14 protein-coding genes are annotated in these 20,488 nt (G+C 45.6%); 5 read left to right on the top strand and 9 right to left on the bottom strand.

Annotated elements, in window-relative coordinates; translation table 11 throughout:
* Positions 1 to 9: 9 nt before the first annotated feature.
* Together METMA_RS0101715 and METMA_RS0101720 are read left to right on the top strand one after the other, a co-directional pair.
* A complete protein-coding gene (locus tag METMA_RS0101715) occupies positions 10 to 696 on the top strand; it encodes a histidinol-phosphatase (RefSeq protein WP_020157331.1) in 687 nt (228 codons plus the stop codon).
* Between the two features lie 570 nt (positions 697 to 1,266).
* On the top strand, positions 1,267 to 2,232 hold the full coding sequence (locus METMA_RS0101720) for a hypothetical protein (RefSeq protein WP_020157332.1): 966 nt from the start codon (positions 1,267 to 1,269) through the stop codon (positions 2,230 to 2,232).
* A gap of 90 nt (positions 2,233 to 2,322) precedes the next feature.
* On the opposite strand, the gene METMA_RS0101725 is transcribed toward METMA_RS0101720, so the two are convergent.
* The 5 genes from METMA_RS0101725 to METMA_RS0101750 form a co-directional block, all read right to left on the bottom strand.
* On the bottom strand, positions 2,323 to 4,356 hold the full coding sequence (locus tag METMA_RS0101725) for a TonB-dependent receptor plug domain-containing protein (RefSeq protein ID WP_020157333.1): 2,034 nt from the start codon (positions 4,354 to 4,356) through the stop codon (positions 2,323 to 2,325).
* 108 nt (positions 4,357 to 4,464) lie between these two features.
* Complete coding sequence (locus METMA_RS25640) at positions 4,465 to 8,544, bottom strand: response regulator (RefSeq protein ID WP_084254069.1); 4,080 nt, start codon at positions 8,542 to 8,544, stop codon at positions 4,465 to 4,467.
* Positions 8,545 to 8,575: 31 nt separating this feature from the next.
* Entirely contained in the window at positions 8,576 to 9,532 is a 957-nt protein-coding gene (locus tag METMA_RS23720; protein WP_162181867.1) for an ABC transporter substrate-binding protein, read from the bottom strand.
* Positions 9,533 to 9,557: 25 nt separating this feature from the next.
* Positions 9,558 to 10,433: a PhnD/SsuA/transferrin family substrate-binding protein gene (locus tag METMA_RS23725; protein WP_020157336.1), complete on the bottom strand. Its 876-nt coding sequence runs from the start codon at positions 10,431 to 10,433 to the stop codon at positions 9,558 to 9,560.
* 280 nt (positions 10,434 to 10,713) lie between these two features.
* Positions 10,714 to 10,944, bottom strand: coding sequence for a sulfurtransferase TusA family protein (locus METMA_RS0101750; protein ID WP_020157338.1), 231 nt, complete (start codon positions 10,942 to 10,944; stop codon positions 10,714 to 10,716).
* An 82-nt stretch (positions 10,945 to 11,026) separates the two neighbouring features.
* Between METMA_RS0101750 and cysG the strand changes: the two genes are divergently transcribed.
* Together cysG and METMA_RS0101760 are read left to right on the top strand one after the other, a co-directional pair.
* Complete coding sequence (gene cysG, locus METMA_RS0101755) at positions 11,027 to 12,424, top strand: siroheme synthase CysG (RefSeq protein ID WP_020157339.1); 1,398 nt, start codon at positions 11,027 to 11,029, stop codon at positions 12,422 to 12,424.
* Between the two features lie 392 nt (positions 12,425 to 12,816).
* Positions 12,817 to 13,155, top strand: a complete 339-nt coding sequence (locus tag METMA_RS0101760; RefSeq protein WP_020157340.1) for a c-type cytochrome — start codon at positions 12,817 to 12,819, stop codon at positions 13,153 to 13,155.
* 87 nt (positions 13,156 to 13,242) lie between these two features.
* Here METMA_RS0101760 and METMA_RS0101765 read toward each other — a convergent pair whose 3' ends face one another.
* From METMA_RS0101765 to METMA_RS0101780, 4 genes are all read right to left on the bottom strand, one after another.
* On the bottom strand, positions 13,243 to 13,857 hold the full coding sequence (locus METMA_RS0101765) for a hypothetical protein (RefSeq protein ID WP_020157341.1): 615 nt from the start codon (positions 13,855 to 13,857) through the stop codon (positions 13,243 to 13,245).
* A gap of 451 nt (positions 13,858 to 14,308) precedes the next feature.
* Entirely contained in the window at positions 14,309 to 15,520 is a 1,212-nt protein-coding gene (locus tag METMA_RS0101770) for an argininosuccinate synthase (RefSeq protein WP_020157342.1), read from the bottom strand.
* 113 nt (positions 15,521 to 15,633) lie between these two features.
* A complete protein-coding gene (locus tag METMA_RS0101775) occupies positions 15,634 to 15,834 on the bottom strand; it encodes a YgaP family membrane protein (protein WP_020157343.1) in 201 nt (66 codons plus the stop codon).
* Between the two features lie 10 nt (positions 15,835 to 15,844).
* Positions 15,845 to 17,119, bottom strand: a complete 1,275-nt coding sequence (locus METMA_RS0101780) for an NAD(P)/FAD-dependent oxidoreductase (protein WP_027146957.1) — start codon at positions 17,117 to 17,119, stop codon at positions 15,845 to 15,847.
* Between the two features lie 679 nt (positions 17,120 to 17,798).
* On the opposite strand from METMA_RS0101780, the gene aceE reads away from it, so the two are divergent.
* Positions 17,799 to 20,477, top strand: a complete 2,679-nt coding sequence (aceE, locus tag METMA_RS0101785) for a pyruvate dehydrogenase (acetyl-transferring), homodimeric type (RefSeq protein WP_020157345.1) — start codon at positions 17,799 to 17,801, stop codon at positions 20,475 to 20,477.
* The last annotated feature ends 11 nt before the right edge of the window (positions 20,478 to 20,488 follow it).

Genomic DNA, 20,488 nt, shown 5'->3' on the forward strand with positions numbered 1-20,488 from the left:
GGTTCAACCGTGAGTTTAGCGATTTTTGATTTAGATAATACCCTGATTGCCGATGACAGTGACTACTTGTGGGGGCAGTTTCTTGTCGACCGGGGCATTGTCGATAAAGATCAGTATGCCAGTGCTAACGTAAAATTCTATGACGATTACAAGCGGGGCACGCTGGATATAAAAGCATTCCTGCGCTTTTCCCTGCGGCCTTTAGCCAACAACGAACCCGAGCAGCTTTACCAGTGGCGCGACCAATTTATTGAAGAAACCATCAAACCGCTGTTATTGGAATCCGCGCAACAACTGATTACCAAACACAGGGACCGGGGCGATACCTTGTTGGTTATTACGGCCACCAACCGCTTCGTTACCGAACCGATAGTCGGACTGTATGGCATTGATAACCTGCTGGCGACCACGCCGTCATATAAAGAAGGGCGATATACAGGCGATTTTGATGGCATCCCCTGTTTTCAGGAAGGTAAAGTTAAACTACTGGAAGCCTGGCTGAAAAATTCGACGGAAACCATGAAAAACAGCTGGTTTTATAGCGATTCACACAATGATCTGCCATTGCTTAAACTAGTCGACAATCCAGTCGCGGTTGATCCTGATGAAAAACTGACCCAATTTGCCAAGGCGGCCCGGTGGCCGATCATTAGCCTAAGAAACGGCGAATGTCCGACGCATCATTTTCATAAATAGCCATCAAACCAACCAAGGGGTAACCGCCCAGCAAGAATTATCGCTGTTGAGTACTGATAACACCTTGATTGTTCTCGAACCGGAATTACGGACTTCAGCAAGGAAGCGCTGAAGTTATTTAGCATTTATGAGTACATTGAATAACGGATTCTTTCGATGATATACCGCATACCCGCCTGGACCCAAAGCGTTCGATTCTGAATTGCCAAATCAAACGAAGCATGGAGGCGGCTCATTACATTAGCTAGAATCCATATCCCCGAACAATAAAAAGGCATCAATTGCCATACGGCCATGCTCCGGCGGGCGACAACAATAAAGCATTTATAGCGCTTGAGCCTCGTCTCTGTTGACTGTCCCGCCCAATGATATAACCGCTGGTTCCGCATTTCCATTATAAAAACTGACAAAATGCAGAGCTTGTGCTAGCTTTTTTAAAGTCAACCCATCTGTTTCGCTCGTACCGATGCTATGGAATTCCCTCTGGCGAAACCGATGGAGCCATCGCATGACCGACAAATTTGACAAGTATTTCAAATCCTTATAATTATTTAGCAACAGAGAGCGAAAATGAACTTCACGTCAGTAAAAGATTTTAAAATATTTTTTGTCATGATCGTCATCCTGGTCTTGCCAGCCACATTAACGCTGCTGACCATTGAAAAAGCTCAAAATGTCATCGATCCTATTGCCGGCGTTTCCCCTCTGGGCTATACCTGGAGCCTTCTGCTTTTTATTGTTCCGGCTTTGGCAATTATCATCTGGCTTTATATCAATCACGATGAAAAATTTATCCGTAAATCTTTTTGGCTGGCCCTAATCGTGCTCATACCGCTCGGTTTTATTCTGGATATTGTTTTCGGGCTTGTTTTTTTTACCTTTACGAACCATGAAGCCACCCTCCAGATATACCTGCCCGGCTTTGACTTCAGCCAGATGAACTGGCGGATGGCATTGCCGCTTGAGGAATTTGTCTTTTATCTAACCGGATTTATTGCGGTTCTGCTCATCTATATCTGGTGTGATGAATATTGGCTTGCCGCTTATAATGTGCCTGACTATTCAGTCGAGAGTAAAAAGATAGAAAGCATCGTGCTTTTCCATACGCAATCGCTCATGATTGGTCTGGTCTTGATTATATCAGCCATTATCTACAAGAATTTTTATCCTCATCCCTATCAAGGCGGTCTTCCCGGCTATTTTATTTTTCTCGTAGTCGCCAGTTTTGTTCCTTCAATGGCTTTTTTTAAGACAACTTACCGATTTATCAACTGGCGCGCTTTCAGTTCCACCTTCTTTTTCATTTTATTGATCAGCTTGCTGTGGGAAGTGACACTCGCCTCACCTTATCAGTGGTGGGGATACAACTATGATCAAATGCTGGGCATAACGATCGGCGCCTGGACATCCCTGCCTATTGAAGCTGTATTGGTATGGATGGCTGTCACGTTCACAACAGTCATTATTTATGAGGCCATTAAAATCTGGATAGCCTCCGGCAAACCTATCAAGCAAGCTTTCCTGGGAAGGAATTGAAATTTGCATTCCCTGGTCGGTTGCATGACAAAGGAAATTTTAATATTGCCTTCCGCAAGGATAAGCTGAGAAAGAAAGCCGGCCGGCTCTTCAAAAATTCAGACTTATCTGTCCGAACAGGCTGCGCTGTACCTCGATGACAGGTACCGCTGTCCCCACGGCCTGGAATTCGGCGTGACTGCTATCGAGTAAATTTCTGCCGGAAAGGGAGAATTCTATATTTTTTACAGGTTTCCATCCCAGGCGGACATCCATTTCCAGATAACTGTCGATATTCCGTTCAGGCAAGCTATCCACATAGCGAAAAAAAGTATCCATTTGCACATTGTGCGGCAAATCCATGGAAGACCTGAGATTAAATTGATGATGCGGCGATTGTCCTTCCTCGACATCTTGGGACACCGAACCCGTGGCAGTATGAATCTGAATTTGCAGATAAGAATAATTCGTTTGCAGACGCCACCATTCCAATGGCAGCCATTGCACTGCCATCTCCAATCCGTAAGTTTCGCCCTGGGCGTTGTTTCCGTAAGAAACAGGGAAAACCAGATGAGGTGCGGCATCAATCGTTTCAACAAAAGGCCTGCGGGCTTCCACACTGCTCAAGTTGTCATAAACATTGTAAAAAGCCGCGACGTCAATTGAGATATTTTCCGCCGGCGCTATTCTATAGCCTAATTCGTACGCCATCAGCTCTTCCGATTCGAAATCCTTGTTACCTTGTAAAGCGGCAAAAACGCCGGGGGCTTCCTGGCTGAAATAGAGCAAACTCGTGTCATGGTCTAAACGGTTGGGCGTGCGTACCGCGCGTGAAACAGACGCCCACAGGGTCTGTTGATTATCGGGCGTATAAATCAGACGGGCGTTAGGCTGAATTTGAAAACCGTTAAAATCATTATGTTCAAACTTCGAGCCAAACAGGAACTTTAGCGTGTCGGGGACCAGCGCGACCTGATCCTGTATAAATGCGCTGTACAGGAGATAATCGCGACTTGCGGGGGCAAATGCAAAATTGATGGCATTATTTTGATCGTCCGTTATATACCGAAATCCAAGCCCCCAAGTTACTTCCTGCCGCCCCCCAAGCTGGAAATAATGTTGTAAATCCACATCATATGTATTGATAACCGCTTTCGATGATTCATTAAATGCGGAATAAGTAGTTTTATCCCGGGTATGATCAAAGTACAGCTGTAGCGACAGATCCGATGTATCAGAAAACCGATGCCGCCACCGACTCAAAATATTGCCGCCGGAAAAATCCTCCCCCACATTAGCCAGAGAAGTAAAAGGCGCCATAGGTGCCGTAATACTCCGCAAACTGCCCCCGTTGCCAGTATACAGATCACCTTGCAAGGTCAGGGAATCCTGCTCTGTCAATTCGCCATCCACCCTGAAACCGCCCTGAAATTTTTCCCAGTTATCCTGAGGGTTTCCGCCTCCCAAGACTTTCAAATCATCTCTGTCGGCATATTTCAGGTATGTCCGATAATGCAGACTATCTGCAATCTTTCCACCATAACGAACAGCACCCAACCCCTTATCCTCTGTACCTCCGCCGGCCGTAACCAACAAACCCTGACTATTATTCGCGCTTTTGGTGATGACGTTGATGACACCATTCACTGCATTGGCGCCCCACATGGCGGCACCAGGCCCCCGAACCACTTCAATTCTTTCTACATCTTCGAGCAATACGTCTTTTGTCCTCCAGAGCGTTCCGGAAAATGTAGGATGATAAACCGTCCTGCCGTCAATCATCACCAGCAGCTTGTTCGCATTCTCTCCATTAAATCCGCGGGCTGTAATTGCCCAGGTATTCGCATTCACTTGCGCGACCTGAAGACCGGGAACTATTCGCAATGCATCGGGAATGGACGTAACGCCGGACCGTAGAAGGTCGTCATTGTTAATAACAAATACAGCGGCCGATGTTTCCGAAACCTTTTGTTCGCGCCGGGATGCGGAAAAAATGACAGCTTCTTCCTGCAGCCAGCCGAGTTCCTCATCTAATGAATTTGCGATATCTGTTTGCGGCGTGATGGAAGGTGCTCCGGCGGATACCGGTGCCATTTGGATCAATGAAACGGCGTATATGGATAAAGCCAGGAATTGTTTACTCATAGTCGATGAAGATTATGAGTTCTTTTCTAAAGGTAAAAACATGTAACCGAAGCGCCATGACATGTCTGGCGCTCCAGCGCGGACATAAGGAATGGAAAACCGATTTTGTTACACATCAGGCATTGCATCTTTAACCCTCAGCATTTTTGCGCCGATCTGATTCCGGCCATTTTCTTTCGCTATATAAAGTGCCTCATCGGCTGTTTTTATCAGGTCTTCCGGCGATAGGTCCGTAGCAGGCACGACACTGCTCACGCCCAGGCTTAACGTTACCCGATCGGCCACACCGGAATAAGCATGAGGAATATTGGAATCAGCTACATTTTTACGCATGGCCTCGGCAATTTCCACCGCCCCATCAAAATTCATTTCCGGCAATACAGCGACGAATTCCTCGCCTCCATAACGAGCCACAAAATCAGTGACCCGCTTAAGCGTATCGCTCAGTATTGCCGCGATATTCTCCAGGCACCGATCGCCCTCCGCATGCCCGTAGTTATCATTAAAAGGTTTGAAATAATCCACATCCATGAAGATCAGTGACAGGGGTGACGCTGACCGCATGGAGCGGCGCCACTCTCTGGCAAAATATTCATCGAACATGCGGCGATTGGGAATGCCCGTCAATGCATCTATGCTGGCCAGCTGTTTCAGTAAGTCACGCTGTTTCTTAAGTTCAAGGTGTGTCTGAACCCTGGCCTGAACGACAGATATATTGAACGGTTTGCTGATGTAATCGACGGCGCCTGACTCAAAGCCCGCCATCACTTCCGACACTTCATCATGCCCGGTAATAAAAATCACTGGGATATGACGCGTTTTTTCATTGGATTTCAGGCATCTGCACACTTGCCGCCCATCCATACTCGGCATTTCGATATCCAGCAAAATCAGGTCCGGCGGCTGATCCGACTCCGCCATAAGCAAAGCTTGTTCCCCGCTTATTGCCACAATGATATCATAACGCGACCTTAAAACCTCTCCCAATGCCCTGATATTGATCGGCATATCATCGACAATCAATATTTTTTGCCGGTTATCCGCGCTGGAAGATGCGGATGTTTGCTCGAGTTCCGTATCAAATAAATTCAGAGCAATGTCTTGTAAAACAGATTGGGCGGCGGCAAAATCAAATTCGTTAATTGTCTGCCCAAGCAGCTTGAGCTTTTCACTTCGCCATGCATTGCGGACAATCATTTTCAGTTCTTTAAAATAATAATCCGCATCCAGGCGACTTCCATCCAAAGCATTAAGCAGTTTCTCTAATACAAGCCTTACCAGCGACAAATCGAGGTCAACAGGGTTATCACCATCGGGCAGATCTCCAGACTCGATAGCGCGTAACCGTGATACCGACTCAAGCACTTTATGCTGAGCTCTTGAAAATTCAATTGCCAATTCAGAAACACATGCCTGCTGTTTTTTAATGGCTTGTTCCAGCGCACCTATTCTGTCGTTCAGCTCGGACATGGCAAGATTGCCCGCTACACCTTTTAATGAATGCAGTAAAGTCAAAGCCGCTCCATTATCGCCTGCTTGCAGATAGGCTTCTAGCCGGACATTTGCATCATTAAAATTCTCATGGAACTTCACCAGCAATTCATGAAATAACTGAGCATTTCCCGCAACATTCTTTAATCCCAATTGCATATCAATACCCGGCAAAGCCGCCGGTAGCTCTATGTTTTCCTCCAAAGTCCTATCTGATGATATTTTCTGCATTTTCGGCTCGACAACAGCCAATAAGTGAGTCATCAGTTCATCAACGTCTATGGGCTTGACCACATATCCATTCATGCCGACACTTAAACACTTATCTTTAACATCGCCCATGGCATGAGCCGTCATAGCGATAATAGGCAAGTCATCAAACTGAGGCTCGGAACGTATAATTCGTGTTGCCTCATAACCGTCCATCACCGGCATTTGCAAATCCATTAACACAGCGTCAACGCGGTTGGTCCGTATTTTTTGCACGGCATCCAATCCATCCGTGGCGATAACGACCTCAAAACCTTCCTGCTCCAGTATTTCTTTCGCAACTTGTTGATTAATATTATTATCCTCTACCAACAACAGTTTCGCCCCTTTGGTTTCGTACAATTTTTCATGCCTCATTGTCGAACAGGGATTCTGTAAAGCAGGATAATCGTCAAATCGATTTTGGCCGAATACATCGGTAATCGCATTCAGCAACACCGACGGATGCACCGGCTTAATAAGAAACCCGTCCAGGTTGGCGTCATTAGACTGTTGTATAACATCCTCCCTGCTGTAAGCAGTTATCATGATGATGCGAGGCACATGGGTAATCCTGGGATTATTCTTAATACGGCGCGCGACTGTGATACCGTCCAGTTTGGGTAATTTCCAGTCCATGAGGACAAGTCGGAAAGGACTTTCAACGGATGCGTTTTCCAACATCTGAATCGCCTGCTCCCCTGTGTTGGCTTGAGCGACTTGAAAGGAAAATGACTCCAGGTGAGAACGTAAAACATTTCTGGATGTTGCATTATCATCCACCACCAATGCTTTCATGCCGTGAAAATCACCAAACGATGCAATATATTTTTCATCAATTCCCTGGTATTGCTCAAAGACGGCGGTAAATGTAAAGGTACTTCCTTTTCCTACTTCGCTGGTTACATGAATATCTCCTCCCATCATATCCACCATTCGTTTACAGATCGCCAATCCAAGGCCAGTCCCCCCGTATCGACGAGTAGTGGATTTATCGGCTTGGCTAAAAGATTCGAATAACCCGCCTATTTGTTCTTTCGTCAAACCTATTCCGGTATCCTTGACGGAGAACTCAAGCATGATCTGGTTTTGTTCCAACACCTTTCCAGCATGTTCAGCCAAAGCAATATTAACGACGATATCGCCATATGGGGTGAATTTCACTGCATTATTGACCAAATTAAGTAATACCTGACCCAGTCTCAACGGATCCCCTATCAAATACAAAGGTACGTTACAGTCAGTGATAAAATGTATCTGAAGGCCTTTTTCCTCCGCTTTGACACTCATCAGATTTGAAAGGTTATTCAGCACATCATCCAAATTAAATGCGATGGCTTCCAATTCCAGCTTCCCGGCTTCGATTTTGGAAAAGTCCAGAATATCGTTAATTATTCCAAGCAATGCATGCGAGGAAGCTTGAACTTTTGTCAGATAATCATACTGTTTGGCGGTGACCTCCGTCTGCAGCGCCAAGCGGGTCATACCGATAATCGCATTCATCGGCGTTCGAATTTCGTGACTCATGATCGAAAGAAACTCTGATTTGCTTTTATTGGCAGCAATTGCCTGATCCCGTGCCTCCGCCAGTTCGGATGTACGTTCTATGACTTTCTGCTCTAATGTCCGGCTATATTCTCCAAGCTTATCGTAAGAAGCCTTTAGATTTCTGGCCATCTGAGCAAACGCTGTCGTTAACGCACCGATTTCACCCTCCTGGTATTCGTTAATGGTCTCGCTGACCGCAAAGTTACCTTGAGCCAGCTGATTTGCCAGACGAGTTAAATGCATTAGCGGCCTGGACAAGCGCTCGGATACGAATAATACGATACCGACCCCCATTAGAATAAAAATAGCCGTGATTATTAATAACCGCGTTATCATTTCACGGATTTGTCCGAGACTTTCCTGCTTTGACTTAGTGATCTCCTGATTAAGAAGATCCAGTGAAAATCCCAGCCTAAGAACCCCCCAAGGCTCCGAACTTACTTGGATAGGCATGATAAACTCCATAAAGGACTTACCATTGCTGGCATATTCATTGACTGTCGCGGTATTTTGGCTCGCAGCGAATAAGTCTTCTTTTTCGGATAAGATCTCCAACTCCAACTGAGGCTTTAGGGTATGGATGTACGCCATACCGGAGGATTGCATTAGAATGATGTAATGAAGGCCCTCATTTTCTTTCACTGCATTTCTTAGCAGGTCGGAAACATGCGAGAGATTAACGGAAGCAATGCCATTTTTGACTTGACCGGATAGACTATCGGATAAAATTTGTCCTCTATCGATTAATTTTCCTTTTATCAATGCAATGCGTTTTTCCAACTCTTTTTCAAACACATCTTTTTGAAACTCGATCTGAACAAAGGTCAACATAGTCAACAAGGCGATGATTAAACCCACCATCGTCACGAGAAGCTTTTTAAAAATACTCCGTTTAACCATTTGTTATATTCTCAGGCTGATCTATCAAAGATTATTCAATAATTTGATTAACCGAGCCCAAAGCTTCGTTATTCAAATCCAATCCATATTCCTTCACTTTTTTCATATTAAGCATAATATAGGAACCTGCGGGATCAACCACGGGTTGCAAGACTTTTTTATGCTCTAGCAACTCTCTCGCAAGACTTGCGGCTTGCAGGCCCATCGTGGAAATATCAGCCGATATCACCAGCGTTGCCCCCAATGTGGAAAATATTTCAGCATAGGCAATGACCGGTTTTTTCATCGCCGCGCTCTCGCTAAAGATTTCAAGCACAGACTCTTGGCTTGCAAGAACAACAGGATCCGAAATAAGCCATAAAACATCCACTTCCGGCAACAGTTTTTCCAAGGCCGGCATTAATTCTGCTGATTCGGCAATGGGAGTGCTAATAATTTCCATTCCCACATCTTCCGCGGTTTCAATAGCTCCCGATAACCATTCTTTGTTATATCTCTCACTATAGATTACCCCAATCTTCTTTACCGCCGAAAAAAGGTAACGATAAGTCATCAACTGCATTCCCGGTGATAACTCATTGGAGACGCCATAGGAATTTTCGCTCATCGGTAAACGCTGCCAATTCAGCACAGATGAAAAAATTATTTTTTTATCTTCAGCAATTTCGTGCGCCAATAAATAAGCTTTTGAACCAATCGCATAAATAATGTCAGGATTGACTTGCCGAATCTGTTTCTTAACCTGATCGATGTCGACTGAACTATCCCCCAAATTAATTTTTGCCCTTATCCCTACTGTATTTGCTGTAAACGCCGCTTGAGCCAATTCATAATTTTTTACCGCCGCATTTGAATTAAGAACCAATGTACCTCCGCTTTCTTCAGCAATGGCCTCACCTGTCTGAAATGATAACAGCATTAAAACAAATAACAGCAGGCATCCTGTCCTGACGATTGGTGTTCGCCAAATCAAAAGCCAGTCTGTCATAACGCTTGCCATATTTACTGTCATACTAGGGCCCGAGCTCCTTGAGTTCAGACTGCGTGAGCCTCCGCCAGCCGTCAAGACCGAGCATTTTCAACCTACTTTCCCCTTCAGGGGCTTGATCCATGCCTTCCAATATATCCAGCAAGACCTCTGCGCTTGCAGTCGCCTTGTTCGGGACCACGACCAAGGTGAGGAACTGTTTCTCGCTGACGCCCAGCCGAGTCAACAAGCTATACTGCTTCTGATTAATTTTGGCAAGATTCTCGAGACTGTCTTCCGTCGTCAATGCCGCGTCCGCCATGCCGAAGCCCACAGCCATCAAGGCATCGATATCCTTGGGAACCAGAATCAACTCTATCTGCGCCAGAATCCCAGCACCGTCATCACCCAGAATCTGACTAAGAATAGTTCGCGTATAGGCTTCGGTAGCTGCGGAAGCTATTCTCCCTCCCTTTAATAACTCAAACTTATTGATTTGTTTTTTTGCTGACAAGACTTTTCGCTGGGTCGATTTGCCGTGAGAGATTCCCACTAAAACCGGTGTTATCGACACTTTTTTTTGTAAAATATGATAATGCCAGCTAGAAAGCAGGAATCCACCGTCTTGCGTTTCCATGAGCGTTTTCTCAAAAACATCTTTGTTACTAAACGGTTGAAAACGAAAGCCCCCAAATTTTGAAAGATAGGTATCAAATGCGATCTTCAAGGAAACGTAATTATTAATATTTGTTTCCGAATTATAAAAATAAAGCGTGTTGCTGTTTAAGACTGGATTCGCTTCAGGCTCGGCATGAGCAATCGGACTGCTGATGAGAAAGAATGCAAATATACTAAGCGTAAAAAATCTGACGCCGGATTGCGTCGTAAAAATTGCGGATATTCCGGATTCCCCATCGCGCATATAACGTCTGGGAGTGATTATAGAAAATAGATAAAATTATCGATCATATAAGTTTGCCTGAATGTGACAACATTGGATAGAGTTTACATGCTTATAATGTCGTGGATGTTTTGAAGTTGAGCGTCATGAGGCAAACAATTTAGCCGAAGCGGGATACATTGAAGCAAGGCAGAGTTTATTTATTATTTCCATTTTTTATAGCTCATGACTTTATATTTCAATATCCGCAGATTCCGACAGCAACCGAATATCCTGCATTTTTCTATTTGAAGCAAGCCGATCATTTTTTTTTGATATAAAAAATCTGCCTGTCCGATTCTCTTATAAGCTTAATGATTTGATGACCTGTCTGGTCGGAATAAACGCCAAAATCCAAGTGGGCTGCCGGATCTGTCGCGATTACCTTGACAACATCACCGCTGGCCATTTCCATCAGCGCTTTTTTCAGGCGCAACAATGGCAGAGGGCAATTCAAACCGCTAGCATCTAATTCTAGGTTAAATTCAATCATTGTTTGGTTTTAAATGTTCTTAAGTCACTTCAGAATGCTTATAATACCATCCTCTACTTAATCCGCGAATCATAGACATACAATGGATTATTTTCCAATTTTTGTAAAACTTAAAGATCAAGATTGCCTTGTTGTCGGCGCTGGTGAAATTGCTGCCCGTAAAATTGAATTATTAGCACGGGCCGATGCAAAAATCACTGTCATCGCCAATGAAATAAGCGCAGCCGTTTCCAACCTACAGGTCACTCATAACCTGAATATACAGAAAAAGACTTTTTCCCCAACTGTCGACTTGCATGGATTCAGACTGGTTGTATCAGCCACTGATAATGCCGATACCAACCGACTAGTTGCCAAAACGGCAGCTGAACAGAACATCCCTGTTAATGTAGTTGACAACCCCGAACTTTGCACCTTTATCTTTCCGGCCATCATTGATCGCTCACCGGTCGTTGCCGCGGTATCCTCCGGCGGCGCTTCGCCGGTTTTGGCAAGATTGCTTCGCGCGAAAATAGAAGGCTTGATTCCCCCTGCCTATGGTCGCTTGGCTCATATTGCTGAAAAATTCAGACCATTCGTCAAAAGAATCATTAAAGAGCCTGCGCAACGCAGAATCTTCTGGGAAAACATACTTCAAGGCTCCATTGCCGAACTGGTCTTTTCAGGCAAGGAACAGGAAGCCGAGGCACAGCTTGAGCAGACACTCATTAATCAGAAAGAAAACGTTAATGTTGGCGAAGTATATCTGGTCGGAGCCGGCCCCGGTGCGCCTGACTTATTAACTTTCCGTGCATTACGGTTAATGCAACAGGCTGATGTTATAGTTTATGACCGACTGGTTTCGCCCGAAATTATCGATTTAGCCCGCCGGGATTCCGAAAAAATCTATGTTGGCAAGCAACGGCATAACCATGCACTCCCACAAGAATCCATCAACAGCCTGCTGGCGGATTTGGCCAAAGCAGGGAAACGGGTGGTACGACTGAAGGGAGGCGACCCTTTTATTTTTGGTCGCGGCGGAGAAGAAATTGAAACCTTGATGCAGCAGGGCATCAATTTCCAGGTCGTTCCGGGCATCACTGCAGCGTCAGGCTGCGCCACTTATGCGGGTATACCACTGACCCATAGGGATCACGCCCAATCCTGCACATTCGTGACCGGCCACCTAAAAGACAATTCCATCAACCTAAACTGGAAACAGTTGGCCGCACCCAATCAAACCATTGTCATTTATATGGGTCTGGTCGGGCTGGAAAAAATCTGTCAGTCTTTAATTGAACACGGCAGCCCGAAAAATTTGCCTGTTGCTCTGGTGCAGCAGGGTACCACGAGTAACCAACGGGTTATTACCGGCACCCTGGAATCCCTGCCTGGCATAGTGGCCGGCCAGGACATAAAACCGCCAACACTGGTTATTATCGGCACCGTCGTAATGTTGCATGACAAACTGGAATGGTTTCATACGGATCAGCCAGTTTAAAATCATCTGTCTATAGACGCTGTCAACCTTATAGCATACAGAATAGATAATTATTCAAGCCGTTGAATTTGACTGACTGGACTATCTCATTGCAACTTCATAAGCGGCCATAATCGGTGATTTCACAGCCACCACTCTGCACTTAAATAAATAGTGAAGTTTTTTATCATTTCGGCCAATAAATCTTTATAGCGGCAAAAAACAATCTGAACGATTCAGTTATTATTCATACAATTTATTGATAATAGACCCCAAGCAAATAATAAATATATATTTTAATAAAAAGGATTGAATTTTATTGCTAAATTCCCTATCCTTTGCGGGTTTAACTTTTAATTGGGCTGTATTTAGTAAAATATTGCAGTCTTTTTTAATCACCAAGAGAGGTCAATATGAAAAAATCATTAGGTTCATTAGCGGGCATTGCTTTAATCGCTTTAAGCTCACAAGCATTTGCTCAGGAAGATATCAAAGTCGGCCAAAAAATCTATGACCGCGCTTTCGGTCGTGGCTGCGGCACTTGCCATGACATCGCTTCAAATCCACAATTGTTCGAATTAGTTAAATCCGGAAAACTGGACAGAGCCACTTTCGAAACTGTTATTAGAGAAGGTAAAGGCGGCATGCCAAAAGCCATGGATGCTATCATGGCTGTTGGTCCCGTCAAAAAAGCAGGTTATAGCGAAGATCAAGCTCTTGACGCTTTATATGCATATCTGGGCAGCAAATAATAAGCTATCTATCCCCTAGATAGACGAACATAAAAAAAGCCACCCTAATTTATATTAGGGTGGCTTTTTTATTTCTATCAACAAAATTCAACGCTTACCTAAATATCCCCTTTTTACTTCCTTATTATAAGGTAACCGGTTACTGTTTCTGATCCAGATTCCGGCAATTGCGGCAAGCATCAATCCACAAGAAGCAAGGCTAAGATAGATAAGGTTTTTCAGGTGCGACATTTCCTGCATGAGTCGCTCACTGTCAATTTCCGCCGGCTCTTTTTTAGCGGAATCTGAATAAGATCGCAATACTCTTACATCATTCTTTAAATCTTCTATTGTCCCCAAAGAACTCGAAACAGCGCCCAAGCGTATACTCTCTTCCAAAATTCTTAGTTTACTTTCTATTGAACCACTGACCAAACCGATAAGTTGCCCTTTTAACGTATTAACTTCAGCAGATAACACCGAATTCATTCCGGAGGTATAGATTTCGGAAGGCGTGATTTTTTTATAATTAGGCATAACATCGTGCGCGGGAAATAATAAAAAGCCTAATATAAAAACAACAGTCATCAAGATAAACACTACAATCAGCAACAACTTGTTAATTTTCATTAATCCCTGGTGCGACGGTATTGTTTGCAGAATCACAGAGCGACGCCCATGAGCATCAATAATCTCTGAATTTATCTCTCGCATATCGCTCATTATTCACTTCCTCTCAACCGGGAGCCAATGAAAAACAATGTCCGGCCGAAAAAATATTATTTTTATAATTTGGTAGCACCACTACCTAATCAGGTAATTATACAAGTTTAATGCAATTTGTCCTGTGTTTTATGGAATAGCCTTCACCACCGATCAACTTCATCGCAAATATTCAATGCATCGCCGACCTTTTGGCCAAAAGTTCATTTCGTATCCTGACATGGGGAACCGCGACCGCAAGAAGCTCATCATCAAGAACAGAGTGAACAGAGGAAATGACTGACTGCTTTCTCCTGTCCATGTAGTGGATCGACAGCCCATACGCATACCCTTACGGGTATACGTGTTATTTATTATTAAAAAAATAAATTAAGAAAACGAAAGCATTCTTACCCTATTAAAATGCAAAGGATAGCCGTACAGACTAAATCCATACGACTGAATTTTTGAGTCAGCGTTTTCTTTTAGCTGCTATTCTCAACCTCAATGCGTTCAACTTGATAAAACCTTCAGCATCCTTTTGATTGTAAGCACCTTCATCTTCTTCGAATGTAGCAATACTTTCATCAAACAGACTATCAGCTTCAGATAACCGACCGACCACGATGACATTGCCTTTGTAAAGTTTCAGTCTGACTTTGCCATTAACATGCTCCTGAGACGCATCGATCATTTGCTGCAACATCTTGCGCTCGGGGCTCCACCAGTAGCCGTTATAGATCAACGACGCGTAGCGCGGCATTAATTCATCCTTCAGATGTGCCACTTCGCGGTCCAGGGTTAATGATTCAATCGCACGATGCGCTTTCAGCATGACGGTGCCGGCCGGTGTTTCATAGCAACCTCGCGACTTCATGCCAACATAACGGTTTTCGACGATATCGAGACGTCCTATGCCGTTTTCTCCGGCAATTTTGTTTAACTTCTGCAAGACTTCGGCAGGCGTATGAGGAACGTCATCTATCGCAACAATATCGCCCTGACGATATGTTAATTCGATATAAGTCGGCTGATCAGGAGCCGCTTCGGGCGAAACGGTCCAGCGCCACATATCTTCTTCAGGCTCGGTCCAGGGATTTTCCAGAATTCGGCCCTCATAGGAAATATGCAGCAGATTGGCATCCATTGAATAAGGCGATGCCTTGCCTTTCTTCATTTCAACCGGAATGCCATGCTGTTCAGCATAAGCCAGCAGTTTCTGCCGGGAAGTTAAATCCCATTCGCGCCAGGGTGCGATAACTTGAATGTCAGGACGCAGAGCATAGGCGCCCAACTCAAAGCGTACCTGATCATTGCCTTTACCGGTTGCGCCATGAGCAATCGCTCTGGCACCGGTTTCATTGGCGATTTCAATGAGCCGTTTGGCGATTAAAGGACGGGCAATCGATGTGCCGAGCAGATATTCACCTTCATAAATCGTATTGGCCCGGAACATCGGAAAAACATAGTCTCGCGCGAAATCCTCACGCAGATCCTCAATATAGATTTCCTTGATGCCCAGTGCTTGCGCCTTGGCCCGGGCCGGCTCGACCTCTTCACCCTGGCCCAGATCGGCAGTGAAAGTGACAACCTCGCAGGAATAAACATCCTGTAACCATTTGAGAATGACGGAAGTATCCAAACCTCCGGAATAAGCCAGTACTACTTTATTGATTTCCGACATAACGCCTTAACCTTGAGTTAAAAAATAGGTGAATTATACCGGAAAACAAAGTTTGCCGCAGAAACGAAGCAAGCGAAGATTCACATGCCGCTACGTTTCTGCAAACACTATGTTTAAAAAGCGCAGCCGGACTTAAAGCCCAGCTTTTTTAATACCATAGCCAATGGGCAAAAACCAGTGAAAGACGACTGCAATAAGTTTGCCCCGACAAACGCCGTAAACCACAGCCAGTTTTCAGAATGATAATGCGCCAGCAGCAGACTGATCAGAATAAAGCTGCCCGCCACAGCAAACACCATGCGATCAATAGTCATCTATTCTCCTCTACTTTAAGCGTACAACACCCATCAACTTAAGCATCAGTCTCTCGTAAAACGGCTCACTGATGCCTTTTCTGATCTTGCGCATAAAATATTTCTCGAAACCGATTTTCGCCAGATGCACCCACTTGCCTTCCGATGACCAAGTCACATTTCGCGGCGGGATTTGCGGCTTGGCCATAAACGCGACACCGGAATCGCCAAAATCAGCCAGACACAGAGCATTCCACGTAGCCACATAAGTCGGCTCCTTGCCCTCCAGTTCACTGGCGATATTATGGGCAGTCGCCGTTACCATGGATTCAATCATATAGCCGGTTTTTGGCGCACCTACTGGTACCGGCGTTGGTTCAACCGGCGGAATCGCGATACAGACACCGACTGAATAGATGTTTTTGAAGGTTGGATTGCGCTGATGTTCATCCACCAGAACAAAACCGCGCGGGTTCACCAAGCCTGACACATCGACATTACGTACCGCATCAACGCCGGTGAAAGCAGGCAACATCATCGAATGCTTAAACGGCAACTCGTGTTTTTTCTTTTCCTTGCCTTCATCATCGACTTCCGTGACATACATCATGCCATCCTCAATCCTGTCGACTTTGGCATTGGTTATCCACTTAATGCTCTTATCCCGCAGTGCGCTTTCAAGCAATCCTTTGGTATCGCCTACACCCCCCAGACCCAAATGACCGATATACGGCTCAGCCGTGACAAAAGTCATCGGCACCTTATCGCGAATCTTACGTTTACGCAATTCCGTTTCAATAATCATTAAATACTCATACGCAGGACCATAGCAGGATGCGCCCTGGACTGCGCCGATAACAATAGGGCCCGGATTTTCCATGAATTTATCCCAATCACGGACTGCAACTTCAGCATGATCGACATGGCAGACCGATGAAGTATAGCCCTCAGGACCCAATCCGGGCACTTCATCGAATGCCAGGCGGGGGCCGGTCGCAATAACCAGGAAATCATAAGGCACGGCAGAACCATCTACCAGTTGTACCTGATTGTTTGCAGGATCAACTTTTGATGCTGCTTTTTGGATGAACTCTATACCTTTTTTTTTCATAACCGGCGCCAATTCAATCTTCAGCTCTTCCGGCTTACGCCACCGAGGTGGAACCCAAGGATTCGATGGCACGAAATGAAATGTAGGCGTATCGGAAATCACAATCACATCATGATTTTTCCCTACTGTTTCCTTCATTTCATAAGCCATCGGTACGCCGCCAATACCGGCACCTAAAATCACTATACGAGCCATGTTACACCCTCTTGCTGGTTGTTTTACATTTTTGCTTTAAATAATAATCAACATAATCCAAGACTATATTGCGCCTGTTTAACTGTAAGAACAATACTCAAATAGAATATTAGCATATTCTAATTTTGTGCACAATTTTATAGCTTTCGTTTTTTTGCCTGCCCTCATTCAGGCTCTATATCATCAATCCGAATCGCACTTCGGGTCTATGGACTCACAATTTATGCACTTAGGATTTGGCTAAAAATGACTTCCTGAAATTAGAATCTTGCATGGAATGTACCGACCAAAAGCAGGCTCACTAGGCGACGCAGTGAAGCGCATCGCTCGCGAACGATGTTTAAACAGGAAGATTATTTACAACCAAATCCTTATTCATAACAACTGGTACCAAATGCATAATACTTTGTAAACAATAAAAGAGTCGAGCTTGATAAACACTTAAATATAAACCATTCACTATTTAATTTTGGCGTCAAAAATGCTATTTTATCCGGCTTGACAGCTGGTGTGGGGCTTCGCCTTTAGCTATCATCGGCATATTTTGACCTTGATTTACAGTCATGTTGTTTCTGGACTCGCAATTTTAAGCCTGTAAAAATTACGGCAAAATCACTGGATACAATTCCAAATAATAATTTTAATAAGCTATGTATACCCGCTCCAATTAGGATCAGACATGAACAAAACTTTAATTTCAGAGATTACCGGGCAGGATGACGTCGATCCGGCAGAAACCAAAGAATGGATTGAAGCTCTGCAAGCCGTATTAGAGCGGGAAGGCGGTGCTCGCGCACATTTTCTGATTGAGCAATTAGTCGCCGCAACCCGTCACGCTGGTCTGGACATTCCATTCAGCGCCAACACCGCCTATATCAATACCATTCCCGTTGCCCAACAAGCACAGTTCCCCGGCAATACCACGATAGAGTATAAAATCCGCTCTTATGTCCGCTGGAATGCAATGATGATGGTACTAAGAGCCAATAGACATACTAATGTCGGCGGCCACATCGCCAGCTTTGCATCGGCATCGACTTTATACGATGTCGGCTACAACCATTTCTGGCATGCCCCATCCGAGCAGCACGATGGCGACTTGATTTTTACTCAGGGCCATTCAGCCCCGGGTGATTATGCCCGTGCATTTTTGCTGGAGCGACTCACCGAGGAACAGCTTGATAACTATCGCCAGGAAGTCAATGGCAACGGTTTATCCTCATACCCCCATCCCTGGCTGATGTCCGATTTTTGGCAGTTCCCGACCGTGTCGATGGGATTAGGCCCGATTATGGCCATTTATCAGGCACGCTTCATGCGCTATTTACAGGACCGGGGCCTTGCCGATACGACAGGACGAAAAGTCTGGGCCTTTCTCGGCGACGGTGAAACAGACGAACCAGAATCATTGGGCGCAATCGGCATGGCCGGCCGTGAAAAACTGGATAATCTTATTTTTGTCATCAACTGCAACTTGCAGCGACTCGACGGCCCGGTACGTGGCAACGGCAAAATCATCCAGGAACTGGAAAGCGAATTCCGCGGCGCCGGCTGGAATGTGATCAAGCTGGTCTGGGGGCATCATTGGGATCCGCTGCTGGCACGCGATAAAGACGGTTTACTGGTAGCGCGCATGATGGAGTGTGTCGATGGCGACTACCAGACTTTTAAAGCCAAAGACGGCGCCTATGTACGCGAGCATTTCTTTAACACGCCCGAACTGAAGGCCATGGTTTCCGACTGGTCTGACCGCGACATCTGGGAATTAAATCGTGGCGGCCATGATCCTGCCAAAATTTATGCGGCTTTCCATGCCGCTTCCAACCATACAGGACAGCCGACTGTTATTCTGGCTAAAACCATTAAAGGTTACGGCATGGGCGAGTCGGGACAAGCGCAGAATATTACTCATCAACAGAAAAAGATGAGTTTAATTTCGCTGACCCGGTTCCGCGATCGCTATGAACTGCCTGTCTCTGACGAAGAGCTGAATGACTTACCTTATCTCACTTTCCCCGAGGGTTCGAAAGAGAAGGAATACATGAAGCAACGGCGCCTTAACTTAGGCGGCCATTTACCCTTTAGAAGAACCAAATCCCATGCGCTGGATGTGCCGGTACTGGCGGACTTTAAACCGCTACTGGAAGCCGGCGGCGAAGGTCGCGAATTTTCGACAACCATGGCTTTCGTGCGCCTGCTCAACATACTGATCAAAGACAAGAATATCGGCAAACGCATCGTTCCTATCGTACCTGACGAATCGCGCACCTTCGGCATGGAAGGCATGTTCAGACAACTGGGCATCTGGTCACAAGTCGGACAATTATATACGCCGCAGGATGCCGACCAGCTCATGTTCTATAAAGAAGACAAGCACGGTCAGGTACTGCAGGAAGGTATCAATGAAGCCGGCGGCCTTTGTGACTGGATTGCTGCGGGCACCTCTTATTCGACCCATGGCGTGCCGATGATTCCGTTTTTCATCTATTACTCCATGTTCGGTTTTCAGCGTGTGGGCGACCTGATCTGGGCTGGCGCCGACCAATGTACTCGTGGCTTCCTGCTGGGTGGCACAGCTGGAAGAACGACATTGAATGGCGAGGGTCTACAGCATGAAGACGGGCACAGCCATTTGATTGCAGCGACCGTACCCAATTGTGTCTCCTACGACCCAACGTATGCCTATGAGCTGGCAGTAATCATTCAAGACGGTCTGCGGCGCATGTATGTCGAACAGGAAAACGTGTTCTATTACATTACCGTGATGAATGAGAACTATGCCCATCCGGCGATGCCCAAAGGTATAGAACAGGATATCATTAAGGGCATGTACTGCTTCCGCCGCGGCGCCGGACAAAATAATCCGCGAGTACAATTACTGGGTTCGGGGACTATTTTCCGTGAAGTCGAGTTTGCCGCTGAATTATTACGTAATGACTGGAACGTCGAATCCGATCTGTGGAGTTGTCCGAGTTTTACCGAACTGGCGAGAGAGGGTCGGGCCTGCGAGCGCTGGAACCGGTTGCATCCGACCGAAACTCCGAAACAATCGCATGTCGCCAACTGCCTGAACAATGCTCAAGGACCAGTCATTGCCGCCAGTGATTATAACCGTGCTTTTGCCGATCAAATTCGGGCTTATATCAAAGCGCCTTATACCGTGCTCGGCACCGACGGTTTTGGCCGCTCCGATACGCGAGAGCAACTGCGCCGATTCTTTGAAGTTGATCGTTATCATATTGCCGTTGCGGCCCTGAAAAGCCTGGCGGATTTGGGACAATTTGACCCGGCAAAAGTAGAGGTGGCCATTGCCAAGTACGGCATAGCTCCCGATGTTACGGCTCCCTGGTTAACTTGAGAAAAGGAATC

This window comes from Methylobacter marinus A45, assembly GCF_000383855.1.
GTDB lineage: Bacteria > Pseudomonadota > Gammaproteobacteria > Methylococcales > Methylomonadaceae > Methylobacter > Methylobacter marinus.